25 protein-coding genes and 1 pseudogene are annotated in these 25,061 nt (G+C 64.3%); 11 read left to right on the top strand and 15 right to left on the bottom strand.

Translation table 11 applies throughout. The features are described from left to right. The first annotated feature begins 25 nt into the window (after positions 1 to 25). Positions 26 to 253, top strand: a complete 228-nt coding sequence (locus tag A3OO_RS0101665) for a hypothetical protein (RefSeq protein WP_018406091.1) — start codon at positions 26 to 28, stop codon at positions 251 to 253. Between the two features lie 108 nt (positions 254 to 361). On the opposite strand, the gene A3OO_RS0101660 is transcribed toward A3OO_RS0101665, so the two are convergent. Next, positions 362 to 928, bottom strand: a complete 567-nt coding sequence (locus A3OO_RS0101660; protein ID WP_245257075.1) for a hypothetical protein — start codon at positions 926 to 928, stop codon at positions 362 to 364. Positions 929 to 997: 69 nt separating this feature from the next. On the opposite strand from A3OO_RS0101660, the gene A3OO_RS0101655 reads away from it, so the two are divergent. Beyond that, positions 998 to 3,466 (top strand): TIGR02302 family protein, encoded by a 2,469-nt coding sequence (locus tag A3OO_RS0101655; RefSeq protein WP_018406089.1) that lies wholly within the window; start codon positions 998 to 1,000, stop codon positions 3,464 to 3,466. Between the two features lie 60 nt (positions 3,467 to 3,526). Next, positions 3,527 to 3,727: a twin transmembrane helix small protein gene (locus tag A3OO_RS0101650; RefSeq protein WP_018406088.1), complete on the top strand. Its 201-nt coding sequence runs from the start codon at positions 3,527 to 3,529 to the stop codon at positions 3,725 to 3,727. 9 nt (positions 3,728 to 3,736) lie between these two features. Here the strand turns inward: A3OO_RS0101650 and A3OO_RS24150 are convergent, their stop codons facing one another. The 8 genes from A3OO_RS24150 to A3OO_RS0101615 all read right to left on the bottom strand — a co-directional run bounded on the left by A3OO_RS24150 (position 3,737) and on the right by A3OO_RS0101615 (position 9,229). Beyond that, positions 3,737 to 4,156, bottom strand: coding sequence for a TlpA family protein disulfide reductase (locus A3OO_RS24150; RefSeq protein WP_245257074.1), 420 nt, complete (start codon positions 4,154 to 4,156; stop codon positions 3,737 to 3,739). A gap of 227 nt (positions 4,157 to 4,383) precedes the next feature. Beyond that, the gene (locus A3OO_RS0101640; RefSeq protein ID WP_026222587.1) at positions 4,384 to 5,673 is read right to left on the bottom strand and encodes a sialidase family protein; all 1,290 of its coding nucleotides are present in this window, start codon (positions 5,671 to 5,673) and stop codon (positions 4,384 to 4,386) included. 34 nt (positions 5,674 to 5,707) lie between these two features. After that, a complete protein-coding gene (locus tag A3OO_RS24745) occupies positions 5,708 to 5,908 on the bottom strand; it encodes a TonB family protein (protein WP_198008737.1) in 201 nt (66 codons plus the stop codon). 261 nt (positions 5,909 to 6,169) lie between these two features. Continuing rightward, complete coding sequence (locus A3OO_RS0101635) at positions 6,170 to 6,691, bottom strand: hypothetical protein (RefSeq protein WP_051080337.1); 522 nt, start codon at positions 6,689 to 6,691, stop codon at positions 6,170 to 6,172. 88 nt (positions 6,692 to 6,779) lie between these two features. Further along, a complete protein-coding gene (locus A3OO_RS0101630) occupies positions 6,780 to 7,283 on the bottom strand; it encodes an energy transducer TonB family protein (protein ID WP_018406084.1) in 504 nt (167 codons plus the stop codon). Positions 7,284 to 7,344: 61 nt separating this feature from the next. Beyond that, the gene (locus tag A3OO_RS0101625) at positions 7,345 to 8,061 is read right to left on the bottom strand and encodes a hypothetical protein (RefSeq protein WP_018406083.1); all 717 of its coding nucleotides are present in this window, start codon (positions 8,059 to 8,061) and stop codon (positions 7,345 to 7,347) included. Next, the gene (locus tag A3OO_RS0101620) at positions 8,058 to 8,585 is read right to left on the bottom strand and encodes an ExbD/TolR family protein (RefSeq protein ID WP_018406082.1); all 528 of its coding nucleotides are present in this window, start codon (positions 8,583 to 8,585) and stop codon (positions 8,058 to 8,060) included. The genes A3OO_RS0101625 and A3OO_RS0101620 overlap by 4 nt, the downstream gene beginning before the upstream one ends. Further along, the gene (locus A3OO_RS0101615; protein WP_018406081.1) at positions 8,585 to 9,229 is read right to left on the bottom strand and encodes a MotA/TolQ/ExbB proton channel family protein; all 645 of its coding nucleotides are present in this window, start codon (positions 9,227 to 9,229) and stop codon (positions 8,585 to 8,587) included. Before A3OO_RS0101615 ends, A3OO_RS0101620 begins: the two co-directional genes overlap by 1 nt. A gap of 705 nt (positions 9,230 to 9,934) precedes the next feature. On the opposite strand from A3OO_RS0101615, the gene A3OO_RS0101605 reads away from it, so the two are divergent. Together A3OO_RS0101605 and A3OO_RS0101600 are read left to right on the top strand one after the other, a co-directional pair. Then, complete coding sequence (locus A3OO_RS0101605) at positions 9,935 to 10,306, top strand: hypothetical protein (RefSeq protein WP_156824887.1); 372 nt, start codon at positions 9,935 to 9,937, stop codon at positions 10,304 to 10,306. Between the two features lie 76 nt (positions 10,307 to 10,382). Further along, a complete protein-coding gene (locus A3OO_RS0101600; RefSeq protein WP_018406078.1) occupies positions 10,383 to 12,983 on the top strand; it encodes a TonB-dependent receptor in 2,601 nt (866 codons plus the stop codon). 133 nt (positions 12,984 to 13,116) lie between these two features. Here A3OO_RS0101600 and A3OO_RS0101595 read toward each other — a convergent pair whose 3' ends face one another. The 4 genes from A3OO_RS0101595 to A3OO_RS0101580 all read right to left on the bottom strand — a co-directional run bounded on the left by A3OO_RS0101595 (position 13,117) and on the right by A3OO_RS0101580 (position 16,354). Further along, a complete protein-coding gene (locus A3OO_RS0101595) occupies positions 13,117 to 14,514 on the bottom strand; it encodes an NAD(P)(+) transhydrogenase (Re/Si-specific) subunit beta (RefSeq protein WP_018406077.1) in 1,398 nt (465 codons plus the stop codon). A 4-nt stretch (positions 14,515 to 14,518) separates the two neighbouring features. Continuing rightward, on the bottom strand, positions 14,519 to 14,971 hold the full coding sequence (locus A3OO_RS0101590; RefSeq protein ID WP_018406076.1) for an NAD(P) transhydrogenase subunit alpha part 2: 453 nt from the start codon (positions 14,969 to 14,971) through the stop codon (positions 14,519 to 14,521). A gap of 37 nt (positions 14,972 to 15,008) precedes the next feature. Further along, complete coding sequence (locus A3OO_RS0101585; protein WP_018406075.1) at positions 15,009 to 16,136, bottom strand: Re/Si-specific NAD(P)(+) transhydrogenase subunit alpha; 1,128 nt, start codon at positions 16,134 to 16,136, stop codon at positions 15,009 to 15,011. A 71-nt stretch (positions 16,137 to 16,207) separates the two neighbouring features. Then, on the bottom strand, positions 16,208 to 16,354 hold the full coding sequence (locus A3OO_RS0101580) for an aa3-type cytochrome c oxidase subunit IV (RefSeq protein WP_014890813.1): 147 nt from the start codon (positions 16,352 to 16,354) through the stop codon (positions 16,208 to 16,210). Positions 16,355 to 16,624: 270 nt separating this feature from the next. Here A3OO_RS0101580 and A3OO_RS0101575 point away from each other — a divergent pair, with 270 nt between their 5' ends. Continuing rightward, on the top strand, positions 16,625 to 17,128 hold the full coding sequence (locus A3OO_RS0101575; protein ID WP_018406073.1) for a YciE/YciF ferroxidase family protein: 504 nt from the start codon (positions 16,625 to 16,627) through the stop codon (positions 17,126 to 17,128). 58 nt (positions 17,129 to 17,186) lie between these two features. After that, a pseudogene (locus A3OO_RS20965) lies at positions 17,187 to 17,974 on the top strand (SDR family NAD(P)-dependent oxidoreductase). 78 nt (positions 17,975 to 18,052) lie between these two features. On the opposite strand, the gene groL reads toward A3OO_RS20965, so the two are convergent. Both groL and groES read right to left on the bottom strand, forming a co-directional pair. Continuing rightward, a complete protein-coding gene (groL, locus tag A3OO_RS0101565) occupies positions 18,053 to 19,690 on the bottom strand; it encodes a chaperonin GroEL (protein WP_018406071.1) in 1,638 nt (545 codons plus the stop codon). A 42-nt stretch (positions 19,691 to 19,732) separates the two neighbouring features. Then, a complete protein-coding gene (groES, locus tag A3OO_RS0101560; protein ID WP_014890807.1) occupies positions 19,733 to 20,020 on the bottom strand; it encodes a co-chaperone GroES in 288 nt (95 codons plus the stop codon). Positions 20,021 to 20,458: 438 nt separating this feature from the next. On the opposite strand from groES, the gene A3OO_RS22495 reads away from it, so the two are divergent. The 4 genes from A3OO_RS22495 to A3OO_RS0101540 all read left to right on the top strand — a co-directional run bounded on the left by A3OO_RS22495 (position 20,459) and on the right by A3OO_RS0101540 (position 25,006). Then, positions 20,459 to 22,216: an outer membrane protein gene (locus A3OO_RS22495; RefSeq protein WP_198008735.1), complete on the top strand. Its 1,758-nt coding sequence runs from the start codon at positions 20,459 to 20,461 to the stop codon at positions 22,214 to 22,216. An 85-nt stretch (positions 22,217 to 22,301) separates the two neighbouring features. Then, the gene (gene lspA / locus A3OO_RS0101550) at positions 22,302 to 22,811 is read left to right on the top strand and encodes a signal peptidase II (RefSeq protein WP_040573344.1); all 510 of its coding nucleotides are present in this window, start codon (positions 22,302 to 22,304) and stop codon (positions 22,809 to 22,811) included. 100 nt (positions 22,812 to 22,911) lie between these two features. Further along, positions 22,912 to 23,616: a hypothetical protein gene (locus A3OO_RS0101545; protein ID WP_018406068.1), complete on the top strand. Its 705-nt coding sequence runs from the start codon at positions 22,912 to 22,914 to the stop codon at positions 23,614 to 23,616. Between the two features lie 64 nt (positions 23,617 to 23,680). Beyond that, the gene (locus A3OO_RS0101540; protein WP_018406067.1) at positions 23,681 to 25,006 is read left to right on the top strand and encodes a M16 family metallopeptidase; all 1,326 of its coding nucleotides are present in this window, start codon (positions 23,681 to 23,683) and stop codon (positions 25,004 to 25,006) included. Positions 25,007 to 25,061 lie beyond the last annotated feature (55 nt).

The following is a 25,061-nucleotide window of genomic DNA, read 5'->3' as shown; positions in this document are numbered from 1 at the left end:
AATCCAAAAGCCACAGGAGAACGCGATGACCGCGCAGAACGACGAGCAGCCGAAGAATGAAGGCGAAGGCAGTCGCACCGCCGCCAAACAGTATAATGACGCGACACGGAAATTCGTCGAAAGCGGCAAGGTCGACAAGGCGGCGAAAGACGCTGAGCAGGCGATCGAAGGCGACGAAGCGGAAGAGCTGAAGCGCGCCGAAGACGAGGGTCGCTCGCACGCCGCGCCGCATGAGCAGGAGCGCGAAATCTAAATTGATGTTTGCAGCCGGCGGTCGCGTTCAACCTGCCGAACGGCTCTCCAATCCCGAAATCCCGACGCGGCGATTGCCGCCGCGTCGTCTCCCAAGGCTTCGGCGAACTTAGTCTTCGCTCCAGAAGTAGTGCCAAACGCCGTCCGACCCGATGCCGATGCGCGTCGCGCGCGGCTTTCCTTCGGCATTTGAGCGTATAAGATCGGCGAAACGCACGCAGCGCCACCTCGCGCGCGCCTCGTCCTCATTGGCCGCTGCCTGCGGATGGCGCGCGAAGGCCGGCCATTCATAGAGCGTCGTGGGCCCGCGCACGATCTTGACGAAGGGCTGCGCAAGAATCGAGCGGATGAGCGAAATCGTTTCTTGCCCCTTGCGATCGAAGGAAAGCGTCTTCAAAATCTCGATGGGATCGGTTCCGGCCTTGAAGGCGCCGCTCTTGGCGAACAGCGGGCGCGTCTCGTTCCAGTCGATCGGAATGCGGAGCGCCTCGACATCCCCGGTCTCGGTCGCGGCAAGAATCTTGTCGCGGATCCTGGCGACAGGCGCGGGCAGCAGCGCGAGATCGCCGATCGGGGGCGAAATGACGTCGCCAGTGACGTCACCCTTGGGTTTGCGGATCATCCAGCATGTTAGCGCGCTCCGCCCTTGATGCGCCAATGCGCTGAATTTGACCATTTTCCTACGGCCAAGATTGTCTGCCCGTAACGAAACCGCCATTGTTATCGGCGCGCTCTCGGAGAATAAATGGACGAGCTTCAGCACCAGAATACGCCCACGGGGAACACGACCTCGCCGCGTCTCGAGGGGATGCTGCGCCGGTCGGCGCTTGCGCTCATCGCCGAGCGCGTCTGGCGGGCCGGCTTGGCGCTCGCCACGATTCTCCTGTTCTTTCTGGCGCTGTCCTGGCTTGGCCTTTGGCAGGCTGCGCCGCTCGAGGCGCGCATCGGCGGCGTGGCGCTCTTTGGGTTCGCCGCGCTCTATGTCGTCGCGCGGGAGTCTGCGCGCGGCTTGCCGCATCGCGCAGCCGCGCTCGAACGGCTGGACCGCGGCGCCGACGCCGCGCTGCGTCCTGCTTCGTCGCTCGAGGATCGGCTCGCCAGTCCGAACCCCGACGCGGCGGTCGAGGCGCTCTGGGCGCTGCATCGCCAGCGCCTGGAGGCGGCGCTGGCGCAGACCCCCATCGAGGCGCCGCATCCGCGCGTGCCCCAGCGCGACCCCTATGCGCTGCGGGCGCTGGCGCTCGTCGCGGCGGTTGCGGCCGGATTCATGGCGGGCGATGAAAAGCGCGCGCGAATCGCCGCCGCATTTGACTGGCGCACGTCCGCGAGCTTCGGGATGACCGCGCGCGTCGACGCCTGGCTCGAACCGCCCGCCTATACGGGGCGTCCGCCGATCGTGCTGGCAAGGGAGAGCGACGCGCCCATCGAGGCGCCGGTCAATTCGATGTTGCGCATCCGTCCCCCAGACTCTGGCGTATCCGTCTCCGGCGGACTGGTCGCCGCGCAGACCTCCGTCGAAGAGGCGCAAAAGGGCGCGTCGAAAGAGCAGGCGTTCAAACTCTCTCGCGCGGCGCGCGTGTCGCTTTCGGACGGTCGGCGTTTCGATCTCGCGGCGATCCAGGACAAGCCGCCGACCATCGCGCTGACGGAAAAGCCGCGCAACAATGTTCGGGGCTCGATGACGCTCGCGTTCCGCGCCACGGACGATTACGGCGTCGTCGGCGCCGAAGCGGTCTTTAGCGGCCCGCCCAGCGCGCGACGCGCGCTCTACGAGCCGCCGCGTCTTGCGCTCGCTTTGCCGCCGGGCGGCGGCGGTCAGGGCGAGGCCAAGGCGACAATCGATCTCGCCGACAGTCCTTTCGGCGGCGCGAAGCTCGCGATGCGCCTCGTCGCCAAGGACGCCGCGGACAATGAAGGCGCTTCTGAATCGATCGACGTGACTCTGCCGCAGCGTCGCTTCGTCAAGCCGCTCGCGCGCGCGCTCGCCGAACAGAGGCGCATCCTTGCGCTCGATCCGGATTCGCGCTCAAGCGTTCGCGCGGCGCTCGAGGCGCTGTCGATCGCGCCCGAAGCCTTCGATACGCCTGCCGCCGTCCATCTCGGACTCCGCGAGGCGCGCCGCGGTCTTGAGGGTCCGCGTAGCGACGACGAGTTGCGCGGCGTCTGTGACATGCTGTGGGCGATGGCGCTCGGCCTGGAAGAGGGCGACACCTCTCAAGCGGAGCGCGAACTGCGCGCGGCGGAGCGCGAATTGAAGGATGCGATCGCGCGCGGCGACAGCGAGCAGGACATCGCCAGTCGCGCCGAGGAGCTTCGCGCCGCGCTCGATAAATTCCTCCAGCAGCTTGGCAGCCGGTTGCCGCCGGAAGGTTCGCCGCGCCAGGAGTCGGAGGGCGGCGCCGACATCGTCACGCCGGACGATTTGCAGGCGATGCTCGACGAGATGGACCGAGCCATGAAATCGGGCGACATGGCGCAAGCGCAAAGGCTCCTTGAGGAACTCCAGGACATTCTCGAAAATGCGCAGACGTCGCAGGGCGCGGGCCAGCGTGGCGGGCGCGGGCGCGAAATGGCGCGCGCGCTCAACGAGCTCGATCAGCTGTCGCGCGAAGAGCAGCAATTGCGCGACGACACCTTCCAGGGGATGAACGCGCCGAGCGACATGGAGACGCGCGGCGCGCGCGGCCATCGTCAGAAGGGCCAGCCGCAGCACGAGGAACTCAGCGACGAACGCCAACGCCAGCAGGCGCTTCGCGAGCGGCTTGAGCGCCAGCAGGACGCGCTGCGCGAGGGCGGCGTCGAAGCCGCCGAGGAACTCGACGACGCGCGCCGCGCGATGAAGGAGGCGGAAGACGCGCTCGGCAAGTCCGGCGAAGGCGGCGCCAGGGCGGTGGACGCGCAAGGGCGCGCCGTGCAGGCGTTGCGCAAGGGCGCCGACAGGCTGGCGCAGCAGATGCGCGGCGAGGGCGACCAAAGCGCCGAAGAAGAGGGCGGAAGCCCTGGCAGGCGCGGCCGCCGCGGCAAGGGCCGCGATCCGCTCGGGCGGGCGCCCGGCGACGGCAATCGTCCCGACGCCTATGGGAAATATGATCCGCTCGGCCTGCCGCCGGCGCAGCGCGCCCATCGCGTGCAGGAAGAGCTGCGCCGCAGGCTCGGTCAGCCTGAACGCGCGCAGGAAGAGCTCGATTATCTGCAGCGCCTGCTGCGGCGATAAACGCCTTGCCCGCGGGCGCGCGCTTCTCTACAGCGCACCGGGTAGGGAGAAGCGCCGCTCATGCCAAGTTATTCAAATCTGTTGGTCATTGTCGCCGTCGGGGCGGTGATTCTCGTCGTCGTCGCCGGTTTCATCAATATGTTTCGCGGCGGCGAGGGCGCGCCGGCCCGCTCGCAGAAGCTGATGCGCTGGCGCGTCGGTTTGCAATTGCTGGCGCTTCTCATCGTGCTCGGCGTGCTTTACGCGCGAGGCCGCTGGTAAGCGGCCGCTTCACTTGGCTACGCGCTTATGCAGCCAGTCGACGATCAGCGGATCGTCGACCCCGCCCGTCACCGTCACGACGCCGCCGTCGGGGGCGACGAGCGCCGTGAACGGCAGTTCTCCGCGCCAGGCGCTGTCCGCTTCGAAATAGAGCTTTTCGACAAAGTCGTCGGCGAATCCGTAATGATCCGCGCCCGAAAGCCCGACCTTCTCGAGGCGCGCTTGCGCGCGGGCGCGATCTTCGTCGCTGTCGGTGTTGACGAAGACGATGTCGAATCCCTTTTTCTCGGCGGCGATCTTCGCCCATTGCGGCAGTTCCACGAGGCAGGGCGGACAGGTCACCGACCAGAAATGCACGATGAGCGGCCTGCCGGCGTGAGCCTTGGTCAATTGCCCGAACGCGCCTCGGCCGTATGGCTTGAAGTCCATGGCGAAGGCGCCTCCTCCTGCAAGGAGGGCGAAGGCGAGGGCGAGAGACATGAGGCGCATGCGGCGAAGACCCACTAAACTTTTATAGTTCTTGTCATTCCCAGCAGGCCGCAGGCCCGACCGGGAATCGAGAGTGATAAAGCTGGCGCCGTCGATCGTTTCTGGATTGCCGATCACGCGCGGCGCGCGCGTCGCCAATGACAAAGCAGCGCCCATCCGAATTGGCGTCACTGCGGCGCCGCTGCGCTTTTTTCGTCTCGCGGCAGCGGCATCAGGCGATAGCCTTCCTTATGCGTCAACCACGACAAATACGCCGCGCCATTATGGGCGATGAGTTCGGGATGGTCGGAGGCGTCCAAGGTCTGCGCCACGACGCGCGTCGCGCTCCAGCTCTTGCCGTTGTCGCGCGACATTTGCATGGCGATGGTCGTCGTCGTGCCGTCGAATTCCTTCCAGACGCGATACAGGCGGCCCTTGGCCGCGACCAGCGTCGGATGTCCGGCGGCGCGTGCGTCGTCGCCGAATTTCTCCGGCTCCGAGAAGCTTTTGCCTTCGTCGAGGCTGCGCGCGTAATAGAGCCCCTGGCGCTTCTTGCCCTTGGTGAACCAGACCACATGCCAATCGCCGGCGGCGTCGATCGCGATCGATGGTCCATGATGCGGGCAGCTATTGATCGCCCAGTCGTCGTCCGAAACGCGCGTCGCCGTCGCTTGCGCGGCGTCCGCAGAGAGTTTCGCGACCATATGGTCGCGAACATTGCCATCTAGCACCTGTCGCCAGGCGAAGACCGGCGTTCCATCTTTGTCGAGCGCGCCTGACATGCGGCAGCATTCGCAGGCGTGATCGATGAGGATCGACTTGCCTTTGAAGGTCTTGCCGCCGTCGTCCGAATAGGCGAAGGCGACGCCGCTGCCGAGAAACTCCTTGCCTTCGGCCTTGGCTTTGAGCGCATGCGTCTTGTCGAGCCAACCGGCGTAGATGCGCCCCTTGCGATTGACGACGATGCTGTCGAAGCGCTGGCCGCCCTCAGCCAGAAGCGCCTGCGGCGCTGTAAACGTCTTGCCGCCGTCGGTCGAGCGAGCGGTGAAGATCGTGCCGATCATCTGCTTGTCGGGCCGGGTCGTATAGCTCGCGAGCAGCGTTCCGTCTTTGAGCGCGATGATTTTCGGACGCGCGTCGCCATGCGCGTCGATCACGCCGTCGCCGATCGTGGCGATCGCGGTCGGCGCGGAGAACGTCGCGCCATTATCCGAAGAGGCGGCCGCGTAAAGGCTCTTGCCGACGGAGAAGGCGACCCACAGTCGTCCGTCCTTCGCAAAGGCGGGAACGGCGGTCGCCGCGCAGTCGACCTTCGCGTCGGCGCAGGCGGCGGCGGGATGGTGACTCATCGCGGCCGGCGGCGTCGATTGAGTCGGCGTCGCCGCGTCCTTAGGAGCGTCTGCTGACGGCGCGCCTTGTTCCGCGCTTGCGGCGCCCGAGGCCGCGAACGCCATTAGGGCAAGAGCTAAACGCTTCATTGTTCCTCCCGATCTCATCTGTGTAGCGGCGCCGTCATCTAAAGTTGAACGATTGTTCGGCTACAAAGCCGCCACCGGGTGGCGGCGGCGCGCGTAAGCCGGAAACGATCTCTTCCGCCTTCCTGGCGTGCACGTCGCTGCTCGCCTCCAAGACTCTAAACTTTTGCACACTGCCCGACGAATCAATCTCGAACCGAACGCGCACAAAGCCCCGAGCAGGACGTCGGAGGTCCATTCGGAAGCGTTGCGCGGACCTGTCGAGAAAGGTGCGCGCGCGCAAAATTTGCGAAACGCGGGCTACGTAAGCGGCGCGCGCAGCCTCGCGATCCGATTCTGCGCGTGCTGGCGTCGTTCCCACTCCAGCGACGAGGGAGGCAAAAGCCCACGTTAGCGGGAGAAGGCGACGCATTTTTCTTCCTTGCGTTTCATCCTTCCCTCCAATCTTGGCTCAGCCGCAGAGCCGACGTCGCGCGCCTGTCATGCGCGCGCGACTTCGCTAGTGAAATCTGAAACTCTGCACGCCGTCGTAGGAGCCGCCGGGCGGCGGCGGCGCCCGCAGGCCCGAGACGATGGAGCGCGCCAATTCGCCGTGCCGTGGCGTCGACGCTGAAACGACGGCGACGCTATTGGGCGCGCCTGCAGCGCCAAGACGAAAGCGAACGACGGCGCTTCCTTCGCCGAGACTTGTCGTGCCCGGCGAGCGCGCCCGAATGAGCTGACCGAGCTTGCGCAGATAGGCGCTGTTGTCGGCGTGTTTCTTTTTATCGGCCGCCTTCTCGGACTTCTCGTCCCGCGCGGCCTTGGGTTTCTGTTCGCGCCCGGCGTCGGTCTTCTCCTCGCGCTTTTCGGTCTTTTCCTCGGATTTCGTATCCTTGCTGTCCTCGCGCTTCGGTTCGGCGACTTCTTCAGTTTTTGGCTTTTGCGCCTCATCGATCGCGCGCGCCGGTCCGCTCGCGCCAAGCGCGCAGGCGAACGCCAATGCAGAAAGACTCAATGTCAGTCGAGAAATGCGCCGCATTTTCTTCTCCTTCGATAAATATGCGCGGGCCTCTTGCGCATGGATTCAATTCAGCCAGGGACCGAAAGTTTTGAACGGCGCGACCGACTCATTTCGGCGTTGCACGGAACTTGAACGTTTGTCCCACATCCATCGATCCGCCCGGCGGTGGGGGCGCTTCGACGCTCGACAGGATCTTCGTCACCGTCTCGGCGAGGGCGGGGCTGGTCGTCTTATCGATCGTCACCTTGTCGATCTTGCCTTGCGCATTGACGTGAAAGCTGGCCGTCACCTCGCCGTCGCCGGCAGGACTTTCCGTGGGCGTTCGCTTGGCGATCGCCGTGTAGAGCACGCCGAGGAACTTGCTCTCTGACATCGCCGGAGCCGCGGAAGGCGCGGCCGCTCCTTGCGTCGTCGCGGGCGCGGCGGGCTTTGGCGCAGCGGCGCGCGCCGGCGCTGGGGTTTGTGTTGGCGCTGCGGTTCGTGCTGGCGCCGGCGCCGCGGGCGCGGCCGTCATGGGCGCCGGCGGCGCGGGCGCGGGCTTGGCATCCTCGGCATGCGCGGCGCAAGCGGCGAGCGCCGCGCCGATGGTAAGCAGTCGCGCGAGCATCATCAGGCCCCCAATGTCCGGAACGATCTTAGGCGGCGGGCGCGAGCGTCCGCCGCCGTTCGCGTCAATGGAAGGCGAAAGCCTGGCTCACGAAGGCCGAGCTGCACATGCCGGGTCCGCGTGCGGAGGACACGATCCGCCGCGCGAGCGCCGCATGCGCCGGAGTCGATCCCGAAGCCGAGATGCCCGACAGACCGCCGCCCGCATTGACGTGGAACGTCACGCTCGCGCTGCCAGGACCAAGGCTGGTGTTGCCTGGCGTATGTCGGCGAAGCGCTGCGGCGATATGGGCAAGACACGTCGCCTGCGATGCGCCCGAATTCCCGGCCTGTCCCTCGGGCGCGCCGTAGCGTCGACGCGCCTGCGCCTCCTGACGTTGCTGCGCGCGCTGGACCTGTTGCTGCTCGACCTTCTTCTTGACCTTGTCGACGTCTTCCTTCTTGGCGGGCAAGGGCACCGCGTCTGGCGCCATCACCACCGGCGGCGGAAGCGCGATGTCAGGCTCCTCGACCGCTTCGGGCGGCGGCGTGTCGTCGGCCTCGGCGACTTCCTCCTGCTCGAAGAAGTCGCCTTCCGGCACGAGGTCCATGCTCACAGAGTCGAGCGACACCGCCGTTGGCTTCGCCGAATAGGCGAGTATGCCGAAGACCATGACATGCGCCGCGATGACGAGGACGGTCGTCACCGAGCGCAGCCAGGAGGGCTTGACCGGCTCCGGACCCGAAGGCGGGTTGTCGCCCTCTCGCGCCATGCCTTGCGGACTTAGCGCGAAATCGGTCATTTCAGCGCTCCCGCGGGCGCCGCCGGAGCTTGCGCGGGCAGGGCGCCCGCGGCAGGCGCGGCGCGGCCGGGCGAGGCTTTGATGCCTGCGCCGGTCTTGCTGCGCGAATTGGTCATGATCGCGATATGGGTGATGCCGTTCGTCGCAAGCTTATCCATCACCGCGACCACCTCGCCATAAACCGCTTCCGTGTCGCCGCGGATATGAACGACGCGCGATTGGTCGTCGCCCATCATCACCTTGATGCCGTCGATGAGCGCCTCCGCTGAGAGCTCGTCCGCGCCAAGCGCGATCTTGCCCTCCTTGCCCACCGTCACGACGATCGGGTCTTTTTGGTTGATCGGCATCGCGGCGCTCGCCTGCGGCAGATTCACCTTGACGCCCTTGGCGAGCAATGGCGCGGTGATCATGAAAATGATCAGCAGCACGAGCATGACGTCGACGAGCGGCGTCACATTGATATCGGCGAGCGGCTGATAAAGGCCTTCGGTTGCGCTCTGGCGCTGGCGTGAGGGCATGCCCATTATGCAGCCTCCCGCTCACGACGCGCGCGCGTCTGATGGCCGCTGCACATCAGCAGCGCCTCGTCTTCAATGTAGTGCGCGACTTGCTGTCCGACGCGCGCGAAGGCGGCGCCGATGCGGTTGTAGCCGACCGAGGCGGGGATGGCGGCGGCAAGTCCGTAGGCCGTGGCCGCAAGCGCTTCAGCGATGCCCGGCGCGACGACCGCGAGGCTCGTGTCCTGCGATTGAGCGATACCGGCGAAGCTCGTCATGATGCCCCACACCGTGCCGAAGAGGCCGACGAAAGGCGCGACCGATGAGATGACGGCGAGATTGGGCAGGCCACCCTCCGCCTTGGTCAGGAACTCGCGCGCCGCGCGGCTCATATGGTCGGCGATGCGCGCGCGCTTGTCGCCAATCGTCTCGTCCGGGAGATCGAGCGCAAAAGCTTCACGGCCCGCTTCGGCGACGGGCGCGAGAACGCCAACGTCTCCGCCCAAACGCGCCGAACGCGCGGATTTGGCGATGCGGGTGACGGCCACCACGCCTTCGACGATGAGCACCCACGTCCAGATCGACGCGAGCAGCAGCAGGGCCATGACGGCCTTTCCGACAGGACCGGCGTTGAGGAACATGGCGAGAGGGGAAAGCGTGTTGTAATCCATTTTCACTCACTCGTTTCATTGGACGCGCTTGCGGCGATCGCGCAGGCGAAGCGTCAGTTTTTGTTTTGTTATATCTTCGCGAGACGAGAGGCCGCAAAGCGGCGAAAGCCCGCAGTTAGACTCCTGCGCGGCGCATTGGAGTCTAAAGCAAATTCAGGAAATATGAATCGAGGGTGGGGCGCGCGCGCCATTCGCGCCATTCGCTGCGAAACTCTCGGGCGGCTGCGTGGCGACGGCGCAATGCCAAATTTCAGAAGGGCGCTCTGCGGCGGTCCGCATCGCCGAAGCGACGCGCTCTGGAAGAACGGCGTGGCCTGCATGGGCGGTCAGGCAACAATCCGGACAGCTACGCGTAGAATGCGTTGGCGAGCCGTCGCGCTGCGTCGACCCCCCCTTCTGCGCGGCGGTTGCGTGAAGACTTGCAACATAAGCGGCATGATCGCAGGCGATTCCGCCTTGGTCCGCGAATGCGTGCGCCGGCCGCGTCGCGCCCGATAAAAGAAGTGAGAACATCAGCGCGCAAGCGGCCGCGACGGCAAATGCCGCACGGAATTCCCGACGCATGGCGCGCAACTGTGACATAAATGTCTCTTAGTTGATTTTTTAACCTTTGACAACGCGCGCAGGCTTGGAAAGTCTCGGTTTACCGGTTCATGTGCGATTACGGCGTCGCTAAAGTTAATGACGTCGAATTCGCAAGAGCCTATGCGCATTCGCCAACTCCTCGCTCTCCTCGCTCTCCTTGCGCTCGTCGCGAGGCTCGTATCGCCTTGCGAGGCGATGGCGTCGAGATCCGTTGACGCGCCGAACGCGCCGATCGCCAAGTGCCATTTGCTGGCGAACACATCGCCTATGGCGCAGGGCGGTTCCGATCAAGCGCCTCTGGACAACGCGGACCGCGACGATTGCTCTTGCGCGCTCTGCCAGATCGGCTGGAGCGCGCCGCCGGCGGACGCCGTTTTTGCGATCCGTGGCGTCGAACTCAATCTTGCGCCGCGGGCGCCGCCGACACAGGCGTTTGTCCCGTCGCGGCCAAACCGCAGCGCCCCTCCGCGCGGACCTCCTTCCTTCACCTGATCTGCCGAACGTTGCGACGGCGAAAGCCGTTCAGGTCAGTCGCGCCGCCTTGACCGGCGCTAGAAGGAAGAATCCCATGTCTCGCTACTCGCTCCTGCGCGGCGTTTCGGTCGGCGCTCTCACCGTCCTTGCGCTTTCCGAATTTTGGGCCGCCCCTGCCGCCGCGCAGCAGTCGCTGCCGACCATCGACGTCGGCGGTCAGCGCCGCGGCGTCCCGCGTGGGACTCAACGCATCGCAGGCCCTGCGACCGGCACAAACCTGGCTCCGAGCCCGTCCGCAGCGCCTTCGCCGCCATCGATATGGGCGGCGACGCTTCCCGACGGCAAGCCGGCCTTTGTTCAGAAGTGGCAATTGCCCAACACGGTCGCGAGCGTCACGCGTCAACAGATCGACCGTAAAATCAACATCGTCGACACGGAAGACGCGGTCAGATACATGCCGAGCCTGTTCGTGCGCAAACGCAACAGCGGCGACACTCAGGCGGTTTTGCAGACTCGCACTTGGGGCGTCGGCTCCTCGGCGCGCAGCCTCGTTTACGCCGACGATCTGCTGCTGACGGCGCTCATCGGCAACGACAATACGATTGGCGCGCCGCGCTGGGGTCTCGTCGCGCCGGAGGAAATCGAGCGCGTCGATTTTCTCTACGGACCGTTCGCGGCGCAGTACCCCGGCAACTCGCTTGGCGGCGTGTTGAAAATCACGACGCGCATGCCCGAAAAGCTCGAAGTCTCGGTCAGGAACACCACGACGATCCAGGATTTCTCCCAGTGGGGAACGTCGAGAGGCTTCGTCAATAACGTCTCGAGCTTCTTTATCGGCGATAAGGTCGGCGACTTCCTCTGGACGGTCTCCGGCAACTGGCAGCGTGGATCGCAGCAGCCGCTCACCTATGTCACGACGCCGAATTTTTACCCCGGCGGCTATCTGGCGACGAACGTCTATGGCACCACGTTCGCCAACGTCATCGGCTCGACAGGCAATCTCGCTAACGATCAGATCAATGCGAAACTGAAATTCGCCTACGACTTCACCAACACGATCCGCGGCACTTACACATTCGGCTTCTGGTCCAATGATGGTCAGTCTTATCCCGAGAACTACCTTACTGCGGGCAATGCCCCCTTATGGGGCGTGACGACCACGGGGCGCGGCCTGAGCAACGCCATTTTGCAGAATTTCGCGACGCAGGGCCGTTACCGGATCCAGGAAAAGATCATGGTCAACGCCGCGGCGGTGCGCTCCAACAGCGGCGGTCCGTTCGACTTCGAAGTTTCGGCCTCCAATTTTACCTATCTGCAGTCCGATCAGATCTCGCCCTGGTCAGCCGCCGTGCCCTTTGGCGGCTACACGCAGACTGGCCGCGATACGGTCTTCACCGGCACCTATTGGACGCTCTTCGACGCGAAGGGCATCGTGCGGCCGCCAGAAGGAATTTTACAGGGCCACGACATCTCCTTCGGCGTGCACGGCGATCAGTTTCACCTGAACAATCCGGTCTGGCTGACGTCGAACTGGACCGGGGGGACGGACGCGAGCACCGGCGCCGCAGTGACGATCGCTCAGGGCACGACGCGCACGCAGGCGCTGTGGTTCCAGGACGCTTTCTTCATTACGCCGGATCTGAAGTTCACGGCCGGTCTTCGCGGCGAGCACTGGCAGGCGTCGGACGGCTACAATCAGGCGGCGGGCGTCAACAATTTCGGGACCGCGCTGACAGGCTCGACCCTCTCCTGGCTGCCGATCTACCAGCCCAATCTCTACAGCACCCGCTTCTCGCCCAAAGGATCGCTCGAATACAGGTTCGATGATGATTGGCGCGCCGTCGGCTCGATCGGCATGGCGAACCGCTTTCCGACCGTGCGCGAACTCTACAATCTCGCGACCGTCGGCGTTAATGGCGTCGCCACCAACCCAAATCCCAATTTGCGTCCCGAGTCGGCGCTCAGCAAAGAGCTGATGATCGAGCGCCGGCTCGGACCGGATGGAACCGCACGCGTCTCCTTTTTCGACGAAGAAGTGCGCGACGCCATTATCAACCAGCTGGTCTCCGTGCCCGGGTCAGCCGCGCAGCTGGTGCAAACGCCGACCAATGTTCAGCGCATCCGCAACAGCGGCGTCGAAGTGGCGTTTCAGAAGGACAATTTCTACTTCAAGGGGCTTGAGGTGCTCGGCAGCGCCACCTGGCTCAATGCGCGCGTCATCTCCGATCCGACCTGGGCGCCAAGCACGTCGAATTTCGAGTTCCCCTGGGCGACGTCGGTGGCGGGCAAGACTGTGCCGAACGTTCCTGAATGGCGCGGAACGCTCGCCTTTACCTATCGGCCGGACGATCACTGGGCATTCACGGTGGCGGGCAGGTATCAGAGCAAGCTGTGGCGCACCTTGGCGAACAATGACCGAGCCTACGGAATCTATTTCGCCTTCGATCCGTTCTTCGTCGTCGACACCAAGATCCATTACAAATGGAACGAACGGTTCTCCGCCGATTTCGGCGTCGATAATATCGGCAACTATCGATACTTCCTGTTCCATCCGTTCCCGCAAAGAACCTTCTATGTCTCCGGACGCTATCAGTTCGGCGAGACCAAGGGGGAGCCAGGCCTGTTCTACACGGGCAATGAAGGCGGCTGGCCGGACGTGGGCGCCTGGTTCCAGCCGGTCGCCTGGAACTGGTGAGGCTCGGGTCGCGAAGTGGGAGGCGCACGCTTTGCGCACCCCCCAGCGCAGGGCGGTTTCCAAACGCCGTCGTGACAAATAAAAAGCCCGGGAGGAACTCCCGGGCTTTTTGTTTTGGCGTCGTTGAAGAGACTTAATGCGCCAGCGACTTGACGATCGACTCGACGGTCTTCTTCGCGTCGCCGAACAGCATCATCGTGTTGGCTCTGAAGAACAGCTCGTTCTCGACGCCGGCGTAGCCCGACCCCATGCCGCGTTTCAGGAATAGAACCGTCTTCGCCTTTTCGACGTCGAGAATCGGCATCCCGTAGATCGCGGACGTCTTGTCGGTCTTGGCGGCGGGGTTTGTCACGTCGTTGGCGCCGATGACGAAGGCCACGTCCGCCTGTCCGAATTCGGAGTTGATGTCCTCGAGTTCGAACACTTCGTCATAGGGCACATTGGCCTCGGCGAGCAGCACGTTCATATGGCCCGGCATGCGGCCCGCGACCGGATGGATGGCGTATTTGATGTCGACGCCTTCCTTCTTGAGTATGTCGGCCATTTCGCGCAGCGCATGCTGCGCCTGCGCGACAGCCATGCCGTAGCCCGGCACGATGATGATCTTGCCGGCGTTCTGCATGATGTAGGCGGCGTCTTCCGCCGAGCCCTGCTTGACGTTGCGCGTCTCCTTGCCGCCGGCGGGCCCGGCCACCTCGCCGCCGAAGCCGCCGAGAATGACGGAGATGAAGCTGCGGTTCATCCCCTTGCACATGATGTAGGAGAGGATCGCGCCCGACGAGCCGACAAGCGCGCCGGTGATGATCAGCGCGAGATTGCCCAGCGTGAAGCCGATGCCCGCCGCCGCCCAACCCGAATAGGAGTTGAGCATGGAGACGACCACCGGCATGTCGGCGCCGCCGATCGGAATGATCAGCGTCACGCCCAGCGCGAAGGAGGCGAGAATCAGCAGAAGCAGCCAGACGCCGCTCTGCGTGCCGACGAAGAGCGCCGTCAGCGCCAGCAGGGAGACGCCGAGCATGATGTTGATGGTATGGCGTTCCGGCAGCAGGATCGGCTTGCCGGTCATGCGCTCGGAAAGTTTTAGGAAGGCGATGATCGATCCGGTGAAGGTGATCGCCCCGATGGCCGCGCCGAGCGACATTTCGACGAGGCTGCCGGCGTGAATCTCGTTGGCGTCGCCGATGCCGAAGGCGCGCGGCGCGAAAAAGGCGCCGGCCGCGACAAGCACCGCCGCCAAGCCGACCAGCGCGTGGAAGCCCGCGACAAGTTCGGGCATCTTCGTCATCGGAACGCGCTGGGCGATGAAAGCGCCCGCGCCGCCGCCGATGGCGACGCCGATCACGATCATCAGCAGACCGCCGAATGAGGGGAAATGCGTCAGCAGCGTCGTCGCCACGGCGATCGCCATGCCGATCATGCCGTAGCGATTGCCCTCGCGAGAGGTGGCGGGCGAGGAGAGGCCGCGCAGCGCGAAGATGAACAGCACGCCTGCGACGAGATAGAGAAGGGCTGCGATATTGGCGCTCATGGCGTCAGCCCTTCTTCTTGTACATGGAGAGCATGCGTTCGGTGACGAGGAAGCCGCCGAAGATGTTCACGCTGGCGAGAATGACCGCGATGAAACCGAAGGCGTTCGCCCACCAAGAGCCAGAAGCCTCGGCGGCGGTCATGCCTTCGACGCCCGCCGCGAGCAGCGCGCCGACGATGATGACGGACGAAATCGCGTTGGTCACCGACATCAGCGGCGTATGCAGCGCCGGCGTCACCGACCAGACGACGTAATAGCCGACGAACACCGCCATGGCGAAGATCGCCACGCGGAAGACGAAAGGATCAATGGCGCCGCCGGCGAGCCCATGCGCCGCCGCCGCCGCGGCCGTATGTGCGAGTTCGTCCGAATAGTGTTGCGCCTGTTCGGCCAGGTGGCGGGCGGCCTCGGCCGCCGCCTGCGCCTTCTCGAGCAATTGTTGCGTAGAGTCGGTCATCGCTTAACGCCCCTTAGTTTGATATGCGCGCAGGCGGCTATTTAAAACGCTCGTCGACCACGGCGCCGTCGCGGGTCAGCGCGGTCGCCTTCACCAGTTCGTCGTCCCAATTGATGGCGAGCTGCTTGGTGTCCTTCGAGACGAGCGTCTCGACGAAGGCCAGCAGATTTTTGGCGTAGAGGCTCGACGCCGTCGACGCCATGCGGCCGGCGAGGTTGAGCGCGCCAAGGATCTTCACGCCGTTGTCGACCACCGTTTCGCCGGGCTTGGTCAATTCGCAATTGCCGCCGCGCTCGGCCGCAAGATCGACGATGACCGAGCCAGGCCGCATGGAGCGCACCATCTCCGCCGAGATGAGCTTGGGCGCCGGCCGGCCGGGGATCAGCGCCGTGGTGATGACGATGTCCTGCTTGGCGATGTGCGCAGCGACGAGTTCGGCCTGCGCCTTTTGATATTCAGGCGACATCTCCTTGGCGTAACCGCCGGAGGTCTCGGCCTGTTTGAACTCTTCGTTCTCGACGGCGATGAATTTCGCGCCGAGCGATTCGACCTGCTCCTTCGTCGCCGGCCGCACGTCGGTGGCGGTGACGATCGCACCCATGCGCCGCGCCGTGGCGATCGCCTGCAGACCGGCGACGCCGACGCCCATTATAAAAACTTTCGCCGCCGGGACGGTTCCGGCGGCGGTCATCATCATCGGAAAGGAGCGGACATATTCGGCCATCGCGTCAATAACGGCGCGATAGCCGGCGAGATTGGCTTGGGACGACAGCACGTCCATGGTTTGCGCGCGCGTGATGCGCGGCATGAGCTCCATGGCGAAGGCGATCGCGCCGCTCTTGGCGAGATCGGCAAGCTGAGCCCCCGCGCCAAATGGATCCATGATCGCGATCACCGCGAGATTGGATTTTGCGCCGGCAAGCTCCGCCGCCGAAGGACGGCGCACGCGCAGCGCGACGTCGGCGCCGGTTAGCGCGGCCGCCGCGTTATCGGCGATCGTCGCGCCGGCGGCGGCGTAGTCGCTGTCGGAGAAGCCGGCGGCGGCGCCCGCACGGGCCTCGACCACGACGTCGGCGCCCAGCCCGATGAATTTCTTGATGGTCTCGGGTGTCGCCGCGACGCGCGGCTCGGATTTATCCGTTTCAGCCAATACGGCGATGCGCATAACGAACTCCGGTTGTAGAAAAACCGTCGCCGCCAGCGTCGCCGACAGCGGAAAAAGCGGAGGCTCTGAACCTAGCGGGCGACGAAGAAAAACAGCAGCAGCAGCAGAACCGCAGTGCTTGCCGCGCCGATCTTCAGCAGCAACAAGAATGTGTTGTAGGTCCTTAGATGCTCGGCCCAGTCGCCGTTCGACTCCGCCGGCGTGCGCAAGCTCGCCATTTCGCTTCCTCCCGATTCTGCTGACGCGCGCGTGACCCCGCGTGCAAAGCCGATGCTAAACGAGCGGAAGCCAGAGGGCAACGGCCTGAAGCTTTTGTAGCCTGCGGCGCCCCGACGCGCGCACGGCAAGCGCGGCCGAACTTGAACGCGGACCTTTCGGGAGCTCAGGCTCGTCTCCGCCTGCATGGGGAACATTCGCGCACCGGCGGCGTTCCACTGCACGCCTGCGGCCCGCGGGCTTCCCCCACATCGCAAAACCGGAGCGGGACGATGGGTCTCTTTTCCAAAGACATCAAGACGATCGACGATCTGTTCGTGCACACGCTGCGCGACATCTACTATGCCGAAAACCAGATCCTGAAAGCGCTGCCCGATATGGTCGAGAAGGCCTCCGATCCACAGCTGCGGGAAGCGTTCGAGCAGCACCTTGGCGAAACGGAAAATCAGGTGCGCCGGCTCGAGAAAGTGTTTCAGCTGCATGGCGTGGCTCCCAAGGGCATCAACTGCCCGGCGATCGACGGCATCCTCGAAGAGGCCGACGAAATTTCCGGCGAAACCGCTGACAATGAAGTGCTCGACGCGGCGTTGATCGCGAGCGCGCAGGCGGTCGAGCATTATGAGATCACGCGCTACGGCACGCTGATCGCCTGGGCGAAGGAGCTGGGCCGGGAGGACTGCGCGCAGCTTCTGTCGGAGACGCTCGCCGAAGAAAAGAACGCTGACAAAAAACTCTCGTCGCTCGCCGAAGGGCGGATCAACCGCAAGGCCGCCTAACGGAGGGTCGCGAATAGGAGCAGCGGCGTCGTCCTCGGGCGGCGCCGCTGACGCGAAAATGAATGAGACTTCAAAGAAGCCGCTCGCCGTGGTGACGGGGGCCTCCTCGGGGATCGCACGAACTCGCCTTGATCTGCGCTCAGCGCGGCTTCGATCTGGTGATCGCGGCCGATCGCCCCGAAATTCATGGAGCCGCCGTGGTTTCGGGAGCTTGGCGCGCATGTGACCGAGGTCGAAACCGACCTCTCCACAACGGACGGCGTCGACCGGTTATGCGCCGCAGCTGATGGGCGCCCGATCGCCGCGCTTCTCGCCAACGCCGGGCACGGATTGGGTCGCGGCTTTCTCGATCAAGACTTCTCGGCAGAGCGGCATGTGCTGGACACGAATGTCACCGGCACGATTTACCTGCTTCACAAGGTCGCCCGGGACATGCGGGCGCGGGGCGCCGGACGCATTCTGGTCACGGGCTCGATCGCCGGCTTCATTCCGGGGTCGTATCAGGCCGTGTACAACGCGACGAAGTCGTTTCTCAACAGCTTCTGCTTCGCGCTGCGCGAGGAACTTGAAGATTCAGGCGTCACCGTCACTTGCCTGATGCCGGGAGTGACCGCGACCGATTTCTTCGAGCGCGCGGATCTGATGGACACGAAGGTCGGACGGTCCGAAAAAGCGTCCGCGCAAGAAGTGGCGATGGATGGTTTCGAGGCGATGATGCGCGGCGACGCAGAGATCATCAGCGGCTGGCGCAACAAATTGCAGGTTGCGTCGGCGAACATCACTCCGGCGCAGATACTCGCGAAGAAACATGCGCAGATCACCGCGCCGGGCACGGCAGGTCAGTAGCCGCTCGATGAGGCCTGCACGCAAAAAAGCCCCGGATTTTCGCCCGGGGCTTTGTTTTGGTCGCGGAGTGCGCAGACTTTAGAAGTCCATGCCGCCCATGCCGCCGCCGCCCGGCATGGCCGGGGGGCCTTCCTTCTTCGGCGCTTCGGTGATCGTCGCCTCGGTGGTGATGATCAGACCGGCGATCGAAGCGGCGTCCTGCAGCGCGGTGCGCACGACCTTGGTCGGGTCGATGATGCCGAGCTTCATCAGATCGCCATACTCGCCCTTCTGCGCGTCGAAGCCGTAGCCGTATTCGGTGGCTTCGAGCAGCTTGCCGACCACCACGGCGCCGTCGCCGCCGGCGTTGTCGACGATCTGGCGCGCCGGCGCCTGGATCGCCTTGCGGACGATGTCGACGCCGGTCTGCTGATCAGGATTGCCGACCTTGACGCCGTCGAGCGCCTTGATGGCGCGCAGCAGCGCCACGCCGCCGCCAGGCGACACGCCTTCCTCGACCGCCGCGCGGGTGGCGTTGAGGGCGTCGTCGACGCGATCCTTCTTCTCTTTCACTTCGACCTCGGTCGCGCCGCCGACGCGGATCACCGCGACGCCGCCAGCGAGCTTCGCGAGACGCTCCTGGAGCTTTTCGCGGTCGTAGTCCGAGGTCGTCTCCTCGATCTGTCCTTTGATCTGGGAGATGCGCGCCTCGATGTCCTTCTTCTCGCCGGCGCCGTCGATGATCGTCGTGTTCTCCTTCTCGATGCGCACGCGCTTGGCGCGGCCGAGCATGGCGAGCGTGACGTTCTCGAGCTTGATGCCGAGGTCCTCGGCGATCAACTCGCCGCCGGTGAGGATGGCGATGTCTTCGAGCATCGCCTTGCGGCGGTCGCCAAAGCCAGGCGCCTTGACGGCGGCGATCTTCAGGCCGCCGCGCAGCTTGTTGACGACGAGGGTCGCGAGCGCCTCGCCTTCGATGTCCTCAGCGACGATGAGCAGCGGCTTGCCGGTCTGCACCACCGCTTCGAGGATCGGCAGCAGCGGCTGCAGCGTCGACAGCTTCTTCTCGTGGATGAGAATGTAGGGTTCGTCGAGCTCGGCGATCATCTTCTCGGCGTTGGTGATGAAGTAGGGCGAGAGATAGCCGCGATCGAACTGCATGCCTTCGACGATGTCGGTCTCGGTCTCGAGGCTCTTCGCCTCCTCGACCGTGATCACGCCTTCATTGCCGACCTTCTGCATCGCCTTGGCGATTTCTTCGCCGATGAAGCTGTCGCCATTCGCCGAAATCGTGCCGACCTGGGCGATCTCGTCGTTCGAGGTGACCTTCTTCGAATGCAGCTTGAGATCGGCGACGATGGCTTCCACGGCGAGATCGACGCCGCGCTTCAGATCCATCGGGTTGAGTCCGGCGGCGACCGCCTTGGAGCCTTCGCGGGCGATCGAAGCGGCGAGAACCGTCGCCGTCGTCGTGCCGTCGCCAGCGATGTCGTTCTGCTTGGAGGCGACTTCGCGGACGAGCTGGGCGCCGAGATTTTCGAACCTGTCGGCAAGTTCGATTTCCTTGGCGACGGTGACGCCGTCCTTGCTGATGCGCGGCGCGCCGAAGGACTTTTCAATGACGACGTTGCGGCCCTTGGGGCCGAGCGTCACCTTGACGGCGTTGTTGAGGATTTCGACGCCGCGCAGAATGCGGTCTCGGGCGTCAGTGGAGAAACGGACGTCTTTTGCAGCCATTTACAATTCTCCTGGGGGTTGGAAGCGAACGGCGGCGTCGAGTCAGTCGACGATGCCGAGGATGTCGCTTTCCTTCATGATGAGCAGGTCGTCGCCGTCGATCTTGACTTCGGTGCCGGACCATTTGCCGAAGAGCACGCGGTCGCCGGACTTGACGTCCAGCGGGTTCAGCTTGCCGTTTTCGTCGCGAGCGCCGGGGCCCACGGAAATGACCTTGCCCTCTTGCGGCTTCTCTTTCGCGGTGTCCGGAATGATGATGCCGCCTTTGGTTTTTTCCTCGCCTTCGAGTCGCTTGACCACGACGCGGTCGTGGAGGGGACGGAACGTCATTGTTAATCTTTCCTTTTCTGACCTGACGGGTTCGGCCCGCCAAAAAGGGATATGCGAAGGCTTGTTGGCACTCGCGTGAGATGAGTGCCAGCAGGCGCCACACAGATATGGGGGAGGCCATTCTCTGTCAAGTTGGGGACAGGCGTAGAATTTCAGTTCTGTCGCCGTTCAGCTACAGCGCGGCCTAAGGGTTGATCTTAGGCATTAGGCGGGTCGGCGCCGCGCCTGGCGGAGCGGCGGCTATGTTTCTGCGCGGACCGCTATAGCGTTGACAGGACTTAATAAAATAGAAATCATAAGCATCCATCTAAATTGTAGCGTCGTCGTCAGCGTCGTGCGTCTTGGCGGCCGGCTCAATCGCCGTCCATCGTCTGCCGAAGCCTGGGGCGCCGCATGCGCAAGACGCTTTCCGCATTTATTTCAGTGACGGCTATTTTAGTGACGGCTCTCCTGGCCGCCGGCGCCGCCAAGGCCGACGATCCGGCGCCGCTCGTCTTGAAAGCGCCGCCGCCACTATTGGCGGCTTCGCCGTGGCGCGTGGAATTTGGGACCCGCTACTGGTTCAGTTCGGGCAACCATAAATACGATTACTACGACGCCCAGGTCCCCGGACTTTTGATTTCACGTCTCACCTTCGGCGATTTGACCGGGCATTCAGCCGAGACCTTCTTTCGCGTCGACCACGAGAGCGGCGTCTTCCTTAAAGGTTTTCTCGGCGGCGGGACTCTTGCGAGCGGCAAGCTAAATGACGAGGATACCGTCGCCGCGACCAAGGGCCCCTATAGCAATACTGTCCATGTCCAGAGCGGCGGCTCACTCAAATATGTCACCGTCGATCTGGGCTATAATGTCGTGGAGACCAGATTGCCGACCGGCCAGCCGGTCAGGATCGGTCCTTTCGTTGGCTATAATAATTTCCATGAGCGGATGAATTCATTCGGCTGTGCGCAAATTCTCGCCGGCACGGAGTTTTGCTCGACCGATCCGCCGAACAGGGTTCCTTACCCGACGAGTCTGGACGGGCTCGATTTCGACGTTGCTTGGAACTCGCTGCGGGTCGGCGTCGGCGGCGAGATCGAACTCGTGCCGGGCCTGCGCGCATCGCTCGAAGCGGCCTGGATACATAGCTGGTTGTGGAACACCGACTATCACAATTTTCGTCCCGAAATCCGAGGCGCGCAACAGTCGGGCAAGGGGGACGGTTTTCAGCTCGAAGGCCTCATCGCCTATGATCTGACGTCGCGTTTCAGCGTGGGCGTCGGCGGCCGCTATTGGCAGTTCAGCGCGCCAGGCAAGGACCATGGCGAGCGCCTCTTCAACAACGTGACCAGGCCGATCTACTCATTTTCGCAGCGCTATGGCTTTTTCTTGCAGGCGGGCTACCGCTTTGGCGGGCCTGACGATCCGACCGGCGCTGGAAATTTCGGGCCGTTCTTCGGCAGGGCGGAAGCCGAGCCGCATGAATGGCGCGGCGTCTATCTCGGCAGCCATGTCGGCTATGGTTTCGGCGCGGCGAAAGACACGACTCTCGCGGCGCGCTCGCCGGAAGCGGCGATCCTCCAGACGGAATTCAAGGCGCCCTTCGCGCAGCGTTCGGACATCGCGGGCTTCGTCGGCGGCGGGCAGATCGGCTATAACTGGCGCTTGCATCCGCTCCTCGTCGCGGGTCTCGAGACCGATTTCGCCTACGCCAATATTGGGGGCTCGTTCGGCGCTTCCGTCGACTTCGGCGACCGTCGGAATTTCGCCACTAGCACCAAGCGGCTGCTCGAGTCGCTCGGGACCGTGCGCGGGCGCTTCGGGATTCTGCCGCGCGACGACGTGATGCTCTACGTCACCGGCGGCTTCGCCTATGGCCAGGTCTCGGCGCTTGGGGCGCTCGGCGACGGCAACAAGTTCTGCGCGCTCGACTTCTATTGCTCGGCCGGCGCATATTCCGGCTTCGCGACGGGCTGGACCGCCGGCGCGGGGCTCGAATACGCCGTCGCCCGCAACTGGAGCCTCAAGGCCGAATGGCTCTACGTCGATCTGGGCCGGCAGAGCTATCAGATCAACGCCTTCGGCGGCTCCGTTCTGGATGGGTTTCCCGCAAATTTCGCCGCCTCGAGCGCCAGTGCGACTCATCTTATCCGCACCGGCCTTAATTACCGGATCGACTGGCGCGAGCCGGCTGGACCGGTGATCGTCGCCCAGTGATCGCCTGATCGGCGCATGAGCGGGGAGCGCTTTCTTTTTCGCATTGATCCGGCTTAATGCTGCGTTGGCGTCATGGAGATCACGCTTGTCTGGCAGACTTTCCCCTCGCGTGCTCGGCCTTGCCGCGGCGCTCGCCGCTCTGGCGTTCGACCAGGCGCATAAATTCTGGATGCTGAATATATTTGACGTCGCCGCCCGGCCGCCGATGAGCCTTGCGCCGTTCCTCGACATCGTATTGTCCTGGAACTACGGCGTCTCCTATTCGCTGTTTCCTGCCCACGAAACCTTAACCCGCCTCGCGCTCTTGACCATGCAGGGCGCGATCATCGCCGGACTGGCGATCTGGATGGTGCGCACGCAGAGCCGCGCGACGGCTGTGGCGCTCGGGCTGATTATCGGCGGCGCGCTCGGCAACGCCGCCGACCGCATCACGCGGGGGGCGGTCGCCGATTTCTTCTACCTGCACACCAGCCTGCCCGTCGGACCTCTGGCTAACTACGTGTTTAATCTCGCCGATGTCTTCATTACGGCGGGCGTCGCGCTGCTGGTCATTGAGGGGTTTTTCCTGCCCCAGGAGCGGCGCGCCGAGACCTGAACGCGCTCTGGTCGAGCGTGGCCCAGCCTTCGCCACTAAATCGCCAATAAGTCGCGTCCATGTAGCCGCATATAACCGGAGCCCGAATGGAGTCCGAAAGATGAAGCTTGCTCAGTCGCAGCGCTGCGCCCTTTGCGCTCTCGCCGGTCTCGCGGCGGTCCAGGCCGCACCAGCTTTAGCCGGCGACGATAAAACCACATGGTCGGCGATGATGGAGATGGTCGGCGCGTCTTCGGACGAGGGCGTCGGCAAAATCGATTATAGCGAACGGCCCAAGCTCGTTTTGCCGCCGAGCGCCGGCGACCTCCCGGCGCCGCGCGAGCGGGGCGCCCGGTCGGGCGAATGGCCAACCGAACTTTCATCGGAGCGCCGCCGTAACGCCGATCGCTACGCGCGCGTTCCCGACGCGCCGCCCGAAGAAAAAAAGAAAGGCCTTCTCGAACGCATCCGCGGTCCGCGTCCAACAGCGGCGCCTGGAACCGACGATGAGCCGGGCTTCCTGCAACGCGTGCTCACGTCGCGCACTCGTAACGCTGCTGCCGAGCCAGACGTGGCGCCGCGCCGGATGCTCGTCGAACCCCCGGATGGGTATCGCCAACCCACGAAGGACTTGAGCAGTTATAACAACGAGAAGTCCGGCAAGAGCTGGTGGAATCCGTTAAGTTGGGGCGCTGGTGGCGGCACCGACGCCGATCCCGTCGCCCAGACCGGCAATCCGAACGCGCCAAGTACAGTCGCCCGTTCAAGCGGCGGCGGCCTGTCGAGCATGATGCCGAGCTTCCTGAGAGGTTCTGACAAGAATTAAATTACGGCCTATATAGGAGAAACCACTCTCCGAGACGCGGCCGCCGCCGCGGGAAAGGCCGTTCATGTCATTTGAGACGAAGGCGTCAGCCGTTTCGCTTGCGCCAGGGGCAGCCGCGCCGGGGCCTGCGCGCGCGAGCATTACGAGCTTCACGCTTGGGAACGGCATGGAGGTCGTCGTCATCCCGGACGCGCGAACGCCCGTCGTCACGCATATGGTCTGGTACAAAAACGGCGCCGCCGACGACCCGCTCGGCCAGTCGGGCATCGCGCATTTTCTTGAACATCTGATGTTCAAGGGCACGGCGGAGCATCCGCAGGGCGAGTTCTCGAATCTTGTCGCGGAACTCGGCGGCCAGGAGAACGCCTTCACCAGCTACGATTACACGGCCTATTTCCAGCGCATCGGCAAGGAGCATCTCGCCACGCTGATGGCGTTCGAGGCCGATCGCATGCGCAATCTGGTTCTGACCGACGAGGTCGTCGATCCGGAACGCGACGTGGTGCTTGAGGAGCGCCGCATGCGCACCGACAGCGATCCGTCGGCGCAGCTCGACGAGGCGGTACAGGCGGCGCTCTTCGCCCATCATCCCTACGGCATCCCGATCATCGGCTGGAATCACGAGATCGAGGGGCTCGGTCGCGCGCATGCGCTCGCCTATTACCAACGCTTCTATACGCCGGAAAACGCCATCCTGATCGTCGCCGGCGACGTCGAGGCCGACGAGGTCGAACGTCTCGCCAAGGACACCTACGGCAAGGTTCCCGCGCAGGCCGCGCCGCCGCGGCGCGCCCGCGCGCAGGAGCCGCCGCACCGCGCCCACCGTCTGGTGACGCTGCGCGATGAGAAAGTCGAGCAGCCGGCGCATGAGCAGGTCTATCTCGTGCCGTCCTACAGCACTGCGAAGCCCGGCGAAGCCGAGGCGCTGGAGACGCTCGCTTATATGCTCGGCGGCGGACCAACGAGCGCGCTCTATGACACGCTGGTCGTCGAAGAGCAGGTCGCGGTCGGCGCCGGCGCATATTACATGGGCTCCGCCGTCGACGACACGCGGCTTTGGGTCTATGCGACGCCCGCGCCGGACGTTTCGCTCCAGGACCTCGACGTCGCGATCGATCGCGTGCTGCGACGTTTCGCTGAGGAGCCGATTGACGCGGAGCATTTGCAGCGCGCCAAGACCCGGCTGATCGCCGACGCCATCTACGCGCAGGATAGCCAGGCCTCGCTTGCCCGCTGGTATGGCGAGGCGCTGGCCACCGGCCTCACCATCGACGACGTCGTCGCCTGGCCCGAGCGCATGGAGAAGGTGACAGCCGAGGACGTGCAAAACGCCGCGCGCAAATGGCTCGACAAGCGCAGGGCCGTCACGGGCTTTCTGCTTCCGGCCTGAGACGGCGATCGCGTCAGGTTGTCGGCATAAAGCCGACGCCTGACTCGACTGCCCA

It is taken from the genome of Methylocystis rosea SV97 (assembly GCF_000372845.1).
Lineage (GTDB): Bacteria > Pseudomonadota > Alphaproteobacteria > Rhizobiales > Beijerinckiaceae > Methylocystis > Methylocystis rosea.
The sequence above is the reverse complement of the archived record's forward strand: the minus strand, read 5'-3'. Positions and strand labels throughout refer to the sequence as shown.

What these genes read in the sequence shown, in the direction of transcription:
- A3OO_RS0101665 (WP_018406091.1), top strand. Translation starts at nt 26, where the DNA reads ATGACCGCGCAGAACGACGAGCAGCCGAAGAATGAAGGCGAAGGCAGT.
- A3OO_RS0101660 (WP_245257075.1), bottom strand. Translation starts at nt 928, where the DNA reads ATGGTCAAATTCAGCGCATTGGCGCATCAAGGGCGGAGCGCGCTAACA.
- A3OO_RS0101655 (WP_018406089.1), top strand. Translation starts at nt 998, where the DNA reads ATGGACGAGCTTCAGCACCAGAATACGCCCACGGGGAACACGACCTCG.
- A3OO_RS0101650 (WP_018406088.1), top strand. Translation starts at nt 3,527, where the DNA reads ATGCCAAGTTATTCAAATCTGTTGGTCATTGTCGCCGTCGGGGCGGTG.
- A3OO_RS24150 (WP_245257074.1), bottom strand. Translation starts at nt 4,156, where the DNA reads ATGGACTTCAAGCCATACGGCCGAGGCGCGTTCGGGCAATTGACCAAG.
- A3OO_RS0101640 (WP_026222587.1), bottom strand. Translation starts at nt 5,673, where the DNA reads ATGAAGCGTTTAGCTCTTGCCCTAATGGCGTTCGCGGCCTCGGGCGCC.
- A3OO_RS24745 (WP_198008737.1), bottom strand. Translation starts at nt 5,908, where the DNA reads ATGGACCTCCGACGTCCTGCTCGGGGCTTTGTGCGCGTTCGGTTCGAG.
- A3OO_RS0101635 (WP_051080337.1), bottom strand. Translation starts at nt 6,691, where the DNA reads ATGCGGCGCATTTCTCGACTGACATTGAGTCTTTCTGCATTGGCGTTC.
- A3OO_RS0101630 (WP_018406084.1), bottom strand. Translation starts at nt 7,283, where the DNA reads ATGATGCTCGCGCGACTGCTTACCATCGGCGCGGCGCTCGCCGCTTGC.
- A3OO_RS0101625 (WP_018406083.1), bottom strand. Translation starts at nt 8,061, where the DNA reads ATGACCGATTTCGCGCTAAGTCCGCAAGGCATGGCGCGAGAGGGCGAC.
- A3OO_RS0101620 (WP_018406082.1), bottom strand. Translation starts at nt 8,585, where the DNA reads ATGGGCATGCCCTCACGCCAGCGCCAGAGCGCAACCGAAGGCCTTTAT.
- A3OO_RS0101615 (WP_018406081.1), bottom strand. Translation starts at nt 9,229, where the DNA reads ATGGATTACAACACGCTTTCCCCTCTCGCCATGTTCCTCAACGCCGGT.
- A3OO_RS0101605 (WP_156824887.1), top strand. Translation starts at nt 9,935, where the DNA reads ATGCGCATTCGCCAACTCCTCGCTCTCCTCGCTCTCCTTGCGCTCGTC.
- A3OO_RS0101600 (WP_018406078.1), top strand. Translation starts at nt 10,383, where the DNA reads ATGTCTCGCTACTCGCTCCTGCGCGGCGTTTCGGTCGGCGCTCTCACC.
- A3OO_RS0101595 (WP_018406077.1), bottom strand. Translation starts at nt 14,514, where the DNA reads ATGAGCGCCAATATCGCAGCCCTTCTCTATCTCGTCGCAGGCGTGCTG.
- A3OO_RS0101590 (WP_018406076.1), bottom strand. Translation starts at nt 14,971, where the DNA reads ATGACCGACTCTACGCAACAATTGCTCGAGAAGGCGCAGGCGGCGGCC.
- A3OO_RS0101585 (WP_018406075.1), bottom strand. Translation starts at nt 16,136, where the DNA reads ATGCGCATCGCCGTATTGGCTGAAACGGATAAATCCGAGCCGCGCGTC.
- A3OO_RS0101580 (WP_014890813.1), bottom strand. Translation starts at nt 16,354, where the DNA reads ATGGCGAGCTTGCGCACGCCGGCGGAGTCGAACGGCGACTGGGCCGAG.
- A3OO_RS0101575 (WP_018406073.1), top strand. Translation starts at nt 16,625, where the DNA reads ATGGGTCTCTTTTCCAAAGACATCAAGACGATCGACGATCTGTTCGTG.
- groL (WP_018406071.1), bottom strand. Translation starts at nt 19,690, where the DNA reads ATGGCTGCAAAAGACGTCCGTTTCTCCACTGACGCCCGAGACCGCATT.
- groES (WP_014890807.1), bottom strand. Translation starts at nt 20,020, where the DNA reads ATGACGTTCCGTCCCCTCCACGACCGCGTCGTGGTCAAGCGACTCGAA.
- A3OO_RS0101545 (WP_018406068.1), top strand. Translation starts at nt 22,912, where the DNA reads ATGAAGCTTGCTCAGTCGCAGCGCTGCGCCCTTTGCGCTCTCGCCGGT.
- A3OO_RS0101540 (WP_018406067.1), top strand. Translation starts at nt 23,681, where the DNA reads ATGTCATTTGAGACGAAGGCGTCAGCCGTTTCGCTTGCGCCAGGGGCA.